The sequence below is a fragment of the Pseudomonas sp. HK3 genome (assembly GCF_052920985.1).
In genome coordinates this window covers 59,190-73,692 of sequence record NZ_JBREXD010000001.1, presented here as the reverse complement: position 1 = coordinate 73,692, position 14,503 = coordinate 59,190, and the positions used below count along the sequence as shown (strand labels likewise).

At 41.5% G+C, this 14,503-nt stretch carries 5 protein-coding genes and 1 pseudogene; 3 read left to right on the top strand and 3 right to left on the bottom strand.

All coding sequences use genetic code 11. The annotated features are described in order from the left end of the window. Nucleotides 1-89 precede the first annotated feature (89 nt). From mutS to speD, 3 genes and pseudogenes are all read right to left on the bottom strand, one after another. A pseudogene (gene mutS, locus ACU6U9_RS00215) lies at nt 90-2,736 on the bottom strand (DNA mismatch repair protein MutS). An 853-nt stretch (nt 2,737-3,589) separates the two neighbouring features. Further along, nucleotides 3,590-4,798: an IS256 family transposase gene (locus ACU6U9_RS00210; RefSeq protein ID WP_446733082.1), complete on the bottom strand. Its 1,209-nt coding sequence runs from the start codon at nt 4,796-4,798 to the stop codon at nt 3,590-3,592. Between the two features lie 253 nt (nt 4,799-5,051). Next, nucleotides 5,052-5,549 (bottom strand): adenosylmethionine decarboxylase, encoded by a 498-nt coding sequence (gene speD, locus ACU6U9_RS00205; protein WP_446733081.1) that lies wholly within the window; start codon nt 5,547-5,549, stop codon nt 5,052-5,054. A 129-nt stretch (nt 5,550-5,678) separates the two neighbouring features. Here speD and ACU6U9_RS00200 point away from each other — a divergent pair, with 129 nt between their 5' ends. The 3 genes from ACU6U9_RS00200 to ACU6U9_RS00190 are packed head-to-tail and all read left to right on the top strand — an operon-like array spanning nt 5,679 to nt 14,289. Further along, entirely contained in the window at nt 5,679-6,038 is a 360-nt protein-coding gene (locus ACU6U9_RS00200) for a hypothetical protein (protein ID WP_446733080.1), read from the top strand. Then, on the top strand, nt 6,038-13,843 hold the full coding sequence (locus ACU6U9_RS00195) for an RHS repeat-associated core domain-containing protein (protein WP_446733079.1): 7,806 nt from the start codon (nt 6,038-6,040) through the stop codon (nt 13,841-13,843). Before ACU6U9_RS00200 ends, ACU6U9_RS00195 begins: the two co-directional genes overlap by 1 nt. Beyond that, nucleotides 13,843-14,289, top strand: a complete 447-nt coding sequence (locus ACU6U9_RS00190; protein ID WP_446733078.1) for a hypothetical protein — start codon at nt 13,843-13,845, stop codon at nt 14,287-14,289. The genes ACU6U9_RS00195 and ACU6U9_RS00190 overlap by 1 nt, the downstream gene beginning before the upstream one ends. Nucleotides 14,290-14,503: the final 214 nt, after the last annotated feature.

The following is a 14,503-nucleotide window of genomic DNA, read 5'->3' as shown; positions in this document are numbered from 1 at the left end:
AATTGTGTGCCCTTTATACAGGGTTTTTCTATAGTTTTAAAACCGATTAAAATAATGAGCTTAATCGGTTTTACCGCTATTTGGATAAATTAGAGCGATTGTTTTAGTTCATACAGCAATTCAAGGGCTTGCCTTGGGGTTAGCTCGTCTGGGTTCATGCTCTCAAGGGCAAGCTCAACTTTAGACGGCGACGTAGCAAACATGTCACTCTGCATAGGAGAGGGCATAGGCGAAACCACTGGCTCGTTCGCTTGTGCTTGAATTACAGGCGCAGCGCTGAGTTGAGGCTTAACAGGTTGTTGGCCATCATTGATTTGCGTTTGTTCTAGCGCGCCTAATTTGAACTTGGCCTGATCAATCACATGCTCAGGCACACCAGCAAGCTTGGCCACTTGTAAGCCGTAACTCTGGCTGGCTGGGCCTTCTTCTACATGGTGTAAGAATACAATGTGATCGTTATGTTCGGTGGCGGTTAGGTGTACGTTGACCACGGCTGGGTTTTGCTCGCTAAGCTGGGTCATTTCAAAGTAGTGAGTGGCAAACAGGGTGTAAGCCCCCACTTGCTGTGCCAGATGCTCAGCACACGCCCAAGCCAATGACAAGCCATCAAAGGTGCTGGTACCGCGGCCCACTTCATCCATTAATACCAAGCTATGCTGCGTGGCATTGTGCAGGATGTTCGCGGTTTCGGTCATTTCAACCATGAAGGTAGAACGGCCACCGGCCACGTCATCGCTGGAACCCATACGGGTAAAGATGCGATCCACCAAACCAATATTGGCAGACTGAGCCGGTACGTAGCTGCCGATGTGGGCCATCAATACAATGTGGGCCACTTGGCGCATGTAGGTGGATTTACCGCCCATGTTCGGGCCGGTAATAATCAGCATGTTGCGCTGGTCATGGAAGCTTACATCGTTGGCCACAAATGGGTCTTCGATCATGGCTTCCACTACAGGGTGGCGGCCTTGTTCAATATTCAGGCCAGGCTCTTGGCTTAACTGCGGGCGCACGTATTGCTGGGTGATGGCACGTTCGGCTAAGTTTGATAATACGTCGACCTCACAAATGGCGCTGGATGTATCTTGCAGGCCAGCCAGTTGTTGCGCTAACGACTCTACTAATTGCTCATACAAAGCCTTTTCGCGGAATAACGCGCGGCTCTTACTAGAAAGTGCCTTATCTTCAAACTCTTTAAGTTCTGGCGTAATAAAACGTTCAGCATTTTTGAGTGTTTGACGGCGAATGTATTCGGTAGGGGCTTCACCCGCTTGTGATTTACTGATCTCGATGTAATAACCGTGTACACGGTTGTAGCCCACTTTTAAGGTGCTTAAGCCTGTGCGTTCTTTTTCACGGATTTCGATATCCATTAAGAACTGGCCTGCGTTCTCGCTTAGGCCGCGCAGTTCGTCGAGTTCTGAGTCATAACCGTCGGCAATGACGCCACCTTCACGAATCACCACGGGTGGATTTTCGATCACAGCCTTTTGTAGCGTTGCTACGAGTTCTGGGTACGTGCTGATGCGCTTACCCAGTTGCGCAACGGGTTCGGCATCCACGCTGCTCATGGCATTTTGCAAGGCGGGTAATACAGCTAAGGCATCGCGTAAGCGGGCTAAATCTCGTGGGCGAGCACTGCGCAAAGCCACGCGCGATAAAATACGTTCGATGTCACCGATCTGCTTTAATACGCCGTGAATATCTTCATAGCCGTAGCTTGAAATCATCGCGCTAATGGCCGTTTGGCGTTGCTCTAATGTTGTTTGATCACGCAGAGGGCGGTTCAACCAACGGCGTAATAAACGCGAACCCATGGCCGTGGCGGTGCGGTCTAACACCCAAGCCAAGGTGAAATCTGTGTGGCCGTTCAGGTTCACGTCGATTTCTAAATTCTTACGGGTGGCGGCATCTAACACGATGGCGTCGTCAGCTTGCTCGACCAGCAACATGCGAATATGGGGTAGATCCGTACGCTGGGTTTCTTGTGCGTAATGAATCAAACAGCCTGCGGCTTCAATGGCTTGTTTAAAGTCTTGGCAGCCAAAGCCATGCAAGTCTTTGGTTTGAAAATGAGTGGTCAACAGGCGAAATGCCGTCTCGAACTCAAACTCCCATGCCGGTAAGGCTTGGCAGCCTGCACGTTTGCTAAGGGATTCTGGATAATCCTTTTCTTCACTTATCAGTAATTCAGCTGGGCGCAGACGTTCGATTTCGGCCAGTAATGCTTCTTCGCTTTGCACCTCGATAACCGTAAAACGGCCCGAGCTGATATCCAATGACGAAATACCATGGACTACCTTATCGCTGCGGCCATCTTTAAAGCTGCTTACCGCCACTAATAAGCTGTCGCGTCGTTCATCCAAAAAGCTCTCATCGGTCAAAGTGCCAGGTGTAATCACACGCACAACCTTACGCTCAACCGGCCCCTTGCTAGTCGCAGGGTCGCCAATTTGCTCGGCCACCGCAATGGATTCACCCATTTTCACCAACTTGGCGATATAGCCCTCAGCGGCATGATACGGAATACCCGCCATAGGAATTGGCTTACCACCGCTTTTGCCACGTGCCGTTAAGGTGATATCAAGCAGGCGCGAGGCCTTTTTCGCATCATCAAAGAATATCTCGTAAAAGTCGCCCATGCGGTAAAACACAAGCTGATTCTCATGCTCCGCCTTGATGCCTAGGTAGTTGCTGCATCATTGGGGTATGTTCGGCGTTTTTGTCTGTATTCATGGGCTTTGGGGCAGTTTTACTGGCGGCCATGGGACTGCTCTTATATTAGGTAATAGATAAAAATAAAGAGGGCAATTGTACGGGAATATAGGGGTGTGGGTAAGGGGTGAAATCGAAGGAATTTATTCGAGTTCTATTTTATTTGAGTGGAATCATTGTAGTGAAAATCATGAGTCTTATGTATACAGAGGTTTGCACAAAAGCACCAAATATATTGCTTATGATCTGAATATGAAATGAGCGGGCTATACAAGGGTAAGATTAGCTCAAGCATAATTCATGCGAGTAACTTCGAATTTCTAAAGGAGCATGATCCGATAGTGTTTCAGCTAACAAGTAATCCGTTACTAATTTTCGAAATTGACCCTAATGCTAGTCTTATGACGCTATGTTAATTGGGTGAAGTATTTAAGCAAGGCTAGCCACTAGTACCGGGTTTATAGGTAAGTTAGTTGAAGATGGTTGGGTGTATATTGCGCGTAAAAAGCATGGGTTATTAAAAACACTTGATCGTGCTATTAAACGACGGTGGCTGGGTCTTTCAAATAATTACCGAGCTTATATGGATTTTAAACTCGATAGTCAGTGAGCAGGAAATGAAAGTGTGAACGGTAAAGAATAAAATCTGTAGATGTTGATACTCTGTGAATTATTAATAAATGTCTTTAGCAGATGCTCAATCGGTTAATGTAACGATTGTTTATTATGCTGCTACCTTACTTTTTTCGCATTCATTAATTGATTGGAATTTTGTGTGTTTAAAAAATTATATCATCATTGATTTAGAGTAGTGTTAGATTATGTATTGAGAGAAGTACAAGAGGATGTAAGCCATTCTGTGTAACCGCCAGTTTTAAATGTAATCTTTCAAACGGTCTTCGAACATGATCATAAATCGGTTCAAGGCCGTTTTCCAGTTTCTTATGGGCATAGTCCACTTTTCCGAAGCTTGTCGTACCGCAAGGTAAACCACTTTTTTAGCCGACTCTTCTGTTGGAAATACTTTTCGTTTTTTCGTCGCTTTTCGAATAACGCTGTTCAGAGATTCAATGGCATTGGTTGTGTAAATGGCTTTTCTGATATCAGCAGGATAGTTAAAAAGCGTATTTAAATTCTCCCAGTGATTACGCCAAGATCGGCTGATTTGTGGATATTGACCATCCCACTTCTCACTAAAATCAGACAGTGATTGCAAGGCACTTTCCTCAGTCGCGGCCTGGTAAATTTTCTTTAAATCAGCGGTGACGGCTTTGTAATCTTTCCAAGGAACGTACTTCACTGAGTTACGAACCATGTGCACGATACACAGCTGAATTTGCGTTTCTGGATAGACGGCATTGATAGCATCTGGAAAGCCCTTCAGGCCATCCACGCAAGCAATGAGAATGTCTTTCACACCACGATTCTGCAGCTCAGTCAGAACATTTAGCCAGAACTTAGCCCCTTCGTTTTCAGATAGCCACATGCCCAATAACTCCTTGTGGCCTTCCATGTTGACGCCTAAGGCAAGGTAAACTGATTTATTGATCACCTGTTTGTCCTGACGAATTTTAAGCACGATGCAATCAAGATAAACAATGGGATACACCGCATCTAATTCACGAGATTGCCATTCAATCACTTCTTCAATGACCGCATCAGTGACTTTTGAAATTAGGCTTGGAGAGGCATCTGCGTTATACAGTTCTTTAAACGTTTTAACGATTTCTCGTGTGGTCATGCCTTGGGCGTATAAAAATAAAATTTTATCGTCCATCGAGGTAAACCGAGTCTGATTTTTCTTTACTAATTTAGGATTAAAAGAGCCTTCGCGATCCCTAGGGGTATCTAGTTGAAACTGGCCATCTTCGGTGCGTAAAGTTTTACTGGTGGTGCCATTGCGGCTATTGGAGTTAGAGGATTCTTCATTCCGTTCATAACCAAGGTGCTCATCAAGCTCAGTATTTAAAGCCCGCTCAACTGTCACTTTAGTGAGCATCTGACGAAATTCATTAAGGTCTTGTTCTGTTTTAATACCCTTTGCCGCTTCGCGGGCAAAGGCTTCTAGTGCTTCTTTGTTCATTGCTGCCTATCCTTAGCCATTTCTGGCTTTGATGATAAGCAGTTACACAGATTTATCTACAGCCTCAAGTACAATATCTTTTATGTGCCCTATCTCATAATTATAACCGAATCTAAGGTCGTTTTATTATAATGAATAATCCAGGCTGATTTACCTTTTTTTAGATGTATCCCATTTGAATTAGATTTAATTCAACTAAAGCAATATTAATCGTTTGCCACAAATTATTTTTTAAATTAGCCGAAACTAATACTTATGAATGACTATTGATTATCTGTACATCATGTTTCGTGCCTAGAATCTTATTTTTATTCATTTCGATAGGCTCCCCTCTTTGAATTTTTTGAATTGTATAAGACGAAGCACCAAAGTCTTTGATAATTATATCGGCGGCTATTTCAGGTTCAGAATTACCGCACATAAATATGTCAAATGCAGCATACTTATGCTCCGGCCAAGTATGTACGCTGATGTGTGACTCTGATAGACATGCTACACCAGTCACACCATTAGTTGGGGGGAATGTATGCAGTGTCATATTAAGTAAGGTAGCTTGACATTGATCAATGCATTTGCGTAGAACAGTCTCCACGTAGTCTGGATCGTCCAGCTTTTCAGCACCATAAATATCAACAATAACATGCAGTCCAGCAAACTCTTTACCGTCGCGCTCCATTAACCCAATACTTTGTGATTTGACTGCGCTATTCATTTGAATTTCGTCCATGTTACTTGTTGCTGTTAAGGCCATTATTATAACATTTATTAACTCTACGTATATTTAGATATCTCAATAAAGGAATCATAGTTATTGAGAACGCCTTCACTTTTATATTGTGAGTCATTTCATAAATTGCTTTTTGCTAAAAGTATAATTATTATGCGCAGCTCTCGATTAAAAGGATGTTTTGAGTTGTCACATAAATTTCCACTCCGAATTAAAATTTCTTTGCTTGTCGCTGCTTTAGGCTTACTAATTTTCACTTTACTTTACTTCATTAATGACTTTCAAATCGCCTCAGAACAAGAAGAGTCGTATCAGGACTTCATCGAACGTGGAGAAGAAATTGACCAATGGATAAATGAATCTGAATTGTCAAATCAAGATGCCGAGATAAGAAGTCAGCAACTGCTAGATTCAGACGCAGAACTAATCGAAAGAATGAATGATATGGATTCAAATCTAGGTATTACTCCAGATGAGTTCAAAAATGAATACCCAGGGATTGGTGGTAAGTAATGAAGTTGTTAAATAATATGCGTTGTTATCTCATTATTTTATTGGTTGTTATTTCGACTAAAGTTTCAGCGATTGAAAATCCAATAGTTGAAGATATAGTCGGTGATGCTGCGAACATTCAAGGAGAGCTGGCGTACTCTGTTCCACTTGAATTCCCTAAGACCCTCCATGGTATCCAGCCGAGTGCAGTATTGAGCTACAACCAAAGTCGTGGGCTCTCAAATGCTGGTATGAGCTTTACCTTGGGTTTAACCCAAAAAATTGGACGCTGTTCCACTCAAAAACTATCGCACGGAGTGATGTCTGGAATTGAAATCGGGCAAAATTCTGTGTACTGCCTCGACGGTAGTGTGTTGGTTAAGCATTCGGATGGCAGTTATCGTAAATACATCGATGATAATACTAAGGTCACTATTACCCAAGGTACTCATGCTAATCCTGATGAATGGGAGGTTTATGATGAGCAAGGATTTCGTTATACCTATGGTTTTAAAGCTGGATATAGTGAAATATCAAGATCTTGGCTGTTAACGAATAAGCAAGATGTTTTCTCTAATGCTGTTGTATATGAATACGGCGACAAGCAACAATTGGAAAAAATTCGGTACCCAGGTTATGTCGTTAGTATTGATTATAAAAAGGTAGCGGATAATGCACCAATATATGGCGGCGGGAACCAAATTGGGCATGTTGGTCCTATCAATAATGTAAAAATCAGCACCGATGATGATGTATTTCTCTATGAGTATGTTTTTGGATATGAGAAAACTAATGGGTATAAGTCAGTTGTTGTTGATCGCTTAAGCACCCTTAAGCGTTGTTATGCTGTTGGTGATTCAAATTGTACTGAGCCTATGCAGTTTAAGTATCAAGATTATATTGAACCAAGAAATGGATTCGCTGACGCCGATGATCGCACTGTTGTGATAACCAACTCCGAATTAGAGACTAATAAGTTTTCGGGCAATGACGGTTTATTTTTTGGGGTTACTACGGTAGATCTCGATGATGATGGTGTTGATGAGTTTTGTTTTTATAGTAAAGATGATCAGCTTCTTTGTCGTAGTGGTGCGGCTGACTCATCAAGCTTGAAGGCTTATGGTTCAGGTTTCGGGTATTCAGAACATGATATGAACTGGTTTCGTCAAGCTATATTGAGTGAGGATGCAGAGCATTTTAAAAGGCTAAACTTTGTTGATCTTAATAATGATAATAGAGAAGATTTGTGTATTGTTGTTAGAAATGATGTTCGCTGTGCAATATATGACGAATCTTCTCAACGTTTCGGACGAGTAACAACATGGAAAACAGGGATCAGTGCAGACCGTTATTATCAGTTTACTGATGTTACACAAGATGGGGTCGTTGACTTTTGTAGTGTGCAGTCAGGGAATAAAAATCTGAAGTGCTACCAGAATAATGGTTCTCGTTTTGATGGTACAGTGATCAATTTTACTGGCAATCTGAGTGATAAACGATCATATGCCTATCAAGATGGTATGAAAATGCAGGGGCGGCGCACTGTTCCTAATATTAAAACTTCAGATTACCGTGTCTTTTCTCCACTTCTTGTTGATATTACAGCTGATGGCATTCTTGATATTTGTTTTGAAGACAGTGGAAGAGTTCAGTGTCATGTTGGCTTCTATAAAAACGGTGTGAATCAGTTCTCTGATACTATATTTGATTCTGATGTGCCAATTTATTCCTCTATCTCTAGGGCTGATGATAAGCCGTCAGCGAATGCAAAAAAAGAAGTTAATAATGATGTAAGTCTCGGTTTTCGTTTTCTTGATGTGAATGGTGATGGCCTTCTAGATTACTGTTTTTATTCAGAAAAAACTTACCGTTGCGCATTTAATAATGAAGAAAGCTTTTTGGCGCCAGTGGCTGTGCTTAGTTTCAAAGATGAGCAAACTGATGGTAGTGTTGATGCTCTTCTAAGTGGCATTCACATTGCTGATGTTAATGGTGATGGACATCAAGATATTTGTAGCCAATATAATACTGGCCAATATTGTGCCTACAATAAAGGTGATTCTTTCCATGATTTAGAAAGACGCTTTGGGTTTGTCGTAGATAGTGATGTTCATCTAGAAAAAATTAAGATTTATGGAAATTGGCTTAGAGAAAGATTTGGTGTATCTACCAAATTTTATTTCTTCTCATCAGTAAGTGTCTATTCGGCTCCTCTTTTTACTAATGATTTGAATGGGGATGAGAAGGGCGAATTTTGTACCAGAACGGTGAATGGCATCGAATGTCATTCGAATCATCATGCTCAGCCTGTCTCGTTGTTGACCGAAGTTATCACGCCTTTGGAATCGAAGATAAAATTCGATTACGCGTCGGCATCATCAAAAAATATTTATGCAGTAACTCAGAGTAATTCTATTACACCTAAATCATTACTTGTCGATACCATTCGAGTTGATAGTGGCGTGGATGATCAGTCAGGGGACCCTATTTATAACCATGTTGAGTATAAATACTCGGATCTTCAATACGATAACGAGACAGGTAAAGCTATATTTAAAAAGATAGAACGACACGATCTTTCTGCTAACCGTACAATGACCTCACAATTTTATACCGTGGGTGAATTAGCGGGTCAAGAATACGAGATATCAAATTATAGTAACGGTGTTCTTGTTTCTCATAAAGTGAATAATGTTGCTATTACGGATACAGCTGAAGGTGTGTCTAAAAGATTGAATGCGCTTTCCAAAGAGTCCACTGAATATGACCCAGTGTCACAGGAAGAATTGAGGAAGGTGACTACCGAGTTTAAGGATATTGATACGCTGGGTTATCCACGAAAAACGATTGTTACTTCGCGGCAAGATACTGAAGTTAATAGTATTATTACGACGTCAAAATTTAGACATAACCTTGATAAATGGGTGTTGGCTAAGCCTACTAAAACAGTAGTTAGACATAATTTCACCGGTCAGTCTGAGGTCACGAAAACGGTAAACTTTGAATATTATGATAATGGCTCACTTCAATATCAGGTGATTGAAGCAGATTCTAATATGACCCTGAGAACCGATTATCAATACTATGACAACGGCACGGTTAAGAGCACAACCGTAACCGGTAAGGTTAATGATTCAAAGACACAATCTAGAACCACTCAATATGAGTACGATTCAGTTGGTAGGCTTTTGAGTGAAAAAAACGCGTTAGGTTTAATTTCAAGCCAAGTGTATCACCCACGTTGTGGCGCAGTAGAGAAACAATATGATATCGCAAAACGATTAATTGCTACGCATAAGTATGATGATGCATGTCGTATCGAGCGAACTGATATGTACGATGGTAGCTGGAATGAAACAAAAATTGAAAGGCTACCTGGCGTAAGCCAAAATCGTTATTCCTCAACTAGTGCAACTCGCTCAGCCGCTGTTTATCGAGTCACCAAAACGTCAGCTGATGGTGCAGAAGCTATTACTTACTTTGACCGTACAGGACGGGGTATCAGATCTTCAAGTTTAATATCAAAGAGTGGTCATGATACGACGAAGGCCATTGTTTACAAAAGCTATAATCGTCATGGGCAAATTGAGGCGGTTTCTCGCCCAGTCCGTTCCGAAAATGACGCAGAAATGTTACCGGAATGGGTTATCACAAATTACGATGACTTCGGCCGTGCAAATACAATCACGGATATATCAGTTGATAAAAATATTAGGGTTACGACATCAAATTACAACCGTTTCACCGTTACCACTGCGTTCGGTGATTTTGAGAAATCAGTCAAGACTAATATTTTTGGTAAGACCGAATCTATCACAGAAGATAGCAAGACAGTTTCTCATACTTTTTACAGTGATGGTTTATTAGCAACAACTAGCCATATGGGCGAGAAAACAATAGAAATATTCTATGACGATCGCGGCCATAAGCGATCCATGAGCGATTCTGCCAGTGGTACTTGGGCATACAAATACAATGCTTTTGGTGAGCTATATTGGCAGAAAGATGCAGAGAATAATGTTATCGAAATTGAGTACGACATTATTGGACGTAAAGTAAAAGAGTCCACACCTGAAGGCTCTTTATCTTGGTATTACCACAACTCTGGCAATGGCATTGGTCAGCTTGAGAAAGAAGTTGGGATCGGGAATGAACGGTTGTATGCCTATGATCCAAAAGGAAGATTAAATACAGTCACGTTAAATATTGATGGTCGAAAGATTGTTACCAAGCACCAGTACGATCAAATTGGTCGCAATAGTCAGGTGATACTTAACTCTGATGGTGATATGCCAACCCCTTTATATAAAAGCTATAACGATGGCGGTCGATTACAAAGCTATTCTTTACCTGCGTCAGCATTAAAGTCATTTGATTTTAATGGCTTAGAGGATGACTTTACTAAAACTTTGGCTCGTATCAAGAGTTTAGAGAAATTGATTACGGATGCGCTGCAAAGGGTTACTGCCCATGAAGCCCGTGCAGTCGAGTTTTCGGCGAAAGCAGATACGTATGAAAGAAGCATCGGCAGTGCCAATCAGTTGGTAAAAGATCTGCGTAAAAAAGCACTACAGCACTCTAATGAAGCGTCTTCTAATTATAGAGTGTGGCAAGACTATGTGAAAAAATCCAAAAACTATACTGGACATTATGCTGTTCGCCGTTTCATATATAAAGGATTACAAGGCAATACTCATAAGTTTGAATACCAAGGGGGCTGCGCGAAAAAGAAGACAACGCTTGGAATATTTAAGCGTTGTACTCGCTATCATTCTTACCCTGTTAATATGGAAAAATTCGAATTTAACCAGTTATCTGCTACAACTAAAAATACGAAAGTGTGTCGCGCAACGTGGAGTGATTTTCGTATTAGCGCAGGTAAGAGTGGTACCAGGATTAATCCAAAATACTCTCAGGGCAAGTATCTAAGAAGTGAAACTAAACGTGTTAAAACAGGTTCAGCAAAATCTGGTTATAAATATAAGAACGTAACCACAAAATTTTATGAGTGGTGTAAAGTCAAAGAATATTTGCCAAAAGAATTATATTTAGAAATAGCTAATAACTATAAAGCGCTCTACGATAAAAAGAAAAAATACACCGCTTTCGCAAAAAAATCAGAAGCTAGTTTAGCAGCCAACATTAAAAAACATAGTGATGGTAAATGGTATATCAACGGTTTACCTAAAACAGACTATAGGGGTGAAAACCCCACAGCTCTTAAAAAGCTGGCAGTCAATAATGGTGGCGGCTTTAGTGAAGCAGTGGACAACTACAAAGCTTCGAATCTTAGCCAGTTGTTGGCTCATTATAAACAGCGGTTTGAGCATTATTCTCGATTAGCCGCCAACGAATCTAAGGGTTTTGATACCGAAAATGATGGCTTGGCGACTTTACGTCAGGATAAAGTCACCGAGAAAAAAGCCTACGATATTCTGTTTAATCAGGTGCAGCAACTTGGCTCCATTGATCGCTTGAAGTCCTTGGCACAGAGCCAATCGGAGTTGATGAGCTCGGATTCTAAACTGATTGTTTGGTCTGCGTTAAATTGGCATACCGACGGACGCTTAAAGGATGAAATTTATGGTAATGGCTTGCGCACGATTCGTAAGTTTGATCACAGCACCGGCGGCTTAGATTCGATCACAACACAGAATGCGAATGATCATGTGCTGTCCGATATACATTATGAATTTAATGACAGAGGCTATGTTGAATCGATAGAGGATAGTGTTAGCGGCTATACAGATACTTTTAACTATGACGCAGACATGCTCGACTCTTGGTCGCGTGCCGGACATGGAAAAAACTATAGCTACGATTATGAATACGATAGGTTAGGTAATCTGACCCATAAGCAATCAGGCACGCAGTTGAACCATTTTGGTGATGTTGACAAACCTTATCAAATTACCAGCCATAAAGGCGCAGCGATCACTTTCGATGAGAAAGGCTTTGTTACCTCGGCTAAAGGATCAACTTACGACTGGAGTAGCTTTGGCAAGGCCAAGCGTATTAATGCAAATGGCAAGGTGACTACCTTTGGTTACGATGCTGGCAATAACCGAGTGAAACGTGTTGATAGCAGCGGTACAACTTATTATGTCGCGCCTGGTTATGAGCAAGTCGTTAAAAATAATGGTGATGTGATTCACCGTATCCATATTCGTAATGGCTACGAATCAGTGGCAACACTTGAGCGCTATGAATATGCGGCAGGTGATGACATTTCACGCCCTGTCGATTTTGCTTCTTATTACCACAGAGACATGTTGGGAACAGGTGTCCTTGTTACTGGCTCCAAAGCAGAAGTCTTGAGTCGTAAGGGTTTCACACCTTATGGGGAAGCTTTACCAGATTATATGTTGGTACCTTCAGCGGGTAATGCGATGACGGCATCCAGTGGTGCGACAATGCCAGGCATGACTAAAGCTCGTGCGGCTACGCATCAGATAATGAGCAGTGGTATGTCTGCAGGCCTCTTTAAGGCAATGGTGAAGCAGGCGGAGCAGGCTTCTGATGTGCCATTATCTGATGAAGAGTTCAAACTATTGGCTCGTGCGTTAACCGTCAACAGTGTTATTGATGGGCTGCGTGGCTTTACCGGCCATGAAATGCTGGAAGATTCACAGCTGGTTCATATGAATGCGCGTATTTATGACCCTGCGATGGGGCGCTTTATGACACCGGATAGCGTCATTCCTGATGTAAATAAACCTCAAGCTTATAATCGCTATAGTTATGTCTATAACAATCCTGCTACTTATACGGATCCATCCGGACATAATCCGTTGGCCATCGCTGCGATTTATTTTGTAATGGCGCACACTTACTCGGACTCTCAGTTTCATCAAACACTGTCGTCTGTTTTGTTAGCCGCGGCTACCATGGGGGCTGTTGAGCCAACTACCGTTGCGGGTGCTGCTGCTACAGCGGGTGCGACAACCTTGGTGACGTCTGCAGCCTTGTCTGGCCGCATTTCCGGCACCGAACTGCGGTCAGCGGCACTTTCGGCCGTGGCGGCGGGCGTTGCATTTAAGATTGGTAATGTCAATGTCAGTGACAGTGACTGGGCTTACAAAGTGATGTATCACGGCGCAGCTCAGGGCACCATAGGCTGGGTGCGCAATAAAAATTTCTGGGGCAGTGCGTTAGCGGGTGCTGCTGGTCATGCGTCTGGTGTTGCCATGCAAAGCGCAGGTCTTCTTGATGGAGCAGGGTTTGGGGATGTGGCTGCAAGGACAGCTGTATCGGCCACGTTTGGAGGCTTAGCTTCTGCGGCTACTGGTGGTGACTTTGCTCAAGGAGCGATGATTGGAGCCATTGTGCATTTGTATAATTCTGAATCTCATAAGTATGAATCTTCTTACGACGAAAATGATCCTTATTATCATCGCTATGAAATGAATAATGAAATTTGTTCGTTATCAGAGACCTGCTCTGCTGGAGCCGTTTGGGGTGAATTAAAGAAAAATCCAGCTCCTGGGTGGGATAACTCAAAGCAGGTGGCAACAGGGGATGAGACAAAAATTGTATTTGCAGGTCTGAATGGAGGCACTGTTTCCCATGTTGTGGATGATGCAAATATGACTCTTTATAATGTTACACATTCGGATCATATTTTCTCTGATGGTTATGTTAGTCGTTCGGTTTATGTAAGAGGTGGCTCTGTGTATGTTAAGTCTATTGGAGAAGGAATTACTAGCTCAAGCTCATTTAGGTTAGGTGGTGTTCCTTTTTCTAGAGCGTTAAGAGCCGGCTTAAATATTGATTTATATAAGTCAGGATTTGATAGTTTGGATAATAATATTCGGAGCGCATTTTAATGATTAGTGTACTCAGAAGCGTACAAGTCATAAAATTTTGTAAATATTCTTTGATTAAAACTCTACTGGCTGTTTCTATTATGTTTAATTCAGGGTGTTCTTACGAAAATATTCATGCTGATAGCTCAATATATATTGAGTTTGAGCAAGAGTCTTCAGATGAGTTGTTTAAGGTTGTGCAGGATTTCGCGAATAGAAATAAGTTAGCAATCCAAAATGAGTCGAAGAAGTTTCCGAGTGGTTTAAGCTCAATACTCTATGAGCTAAGAAATGAAGATGATCTTAGGTTGTTTAAGGTTTCTGATTTAATGGATAAAAAACGATTTGTTGTTTCAGTATATGAAATAAATGAAAAAGAAGTTGGATCTTTATTTGAATTAATGTTTGTTTTTTTGAAAGGTAGCTTTCCTAGTGCTAAAATAGAAGTTAAGGATGCTGATATCTAAATTGAAAAACCTCTAACTATAAAAATATTGACCATGATTGGATGGGAAGTATTGCTAAGTATTTTATTGGGCTTTCAGTATGTTATTTTCTATTATATTTTTTATTGAAGTTTATATATCGTAAACGTTTTTAAAATAAATTATTTTATTTGAATATTATTTTTAGATTATATTCTTCCTGCTGTTTATTGGACGTCAAGAGTACTAAGTAAAC

Coding starts and splice junctions, on each gene's coding strand:
- ACU6U9_RS00210 (WP_446733082.1), bottom strand. CDS start 4,798: ATGAACAAAGAAGCACTAGAAGCCTTTGCCCGCGAAGCGGCAAAGGGT.
- speD (WP_446733081.1), bottom strand. CDS start 5,549: ATGGCCTTAACAGCAACAAGTAACATGGACGAAATTCAAATGAATAGC.
- ACU6U9_RS00200 (WP_446733080.1), top strand. CDS start 5,679: ATGCGCAGCTCTCGATTAAAAGGATGTTTTGAGTTGTCACATAAATTT.
- ACU6U9_RS00195 (WP_446733079.1), top strand. CDS start 6,038: ATGAAGTTGTTAAATAATATGCGTTGTTATCTCATTATTTTATTGGTT.
- ACU6U9_RS00190 (WP_446733078.1), top strand. CDS start 13,843: ATGATTAGTGTACTCAGAAGCGTACAAGTCATAAAATTTTGTAAATAT.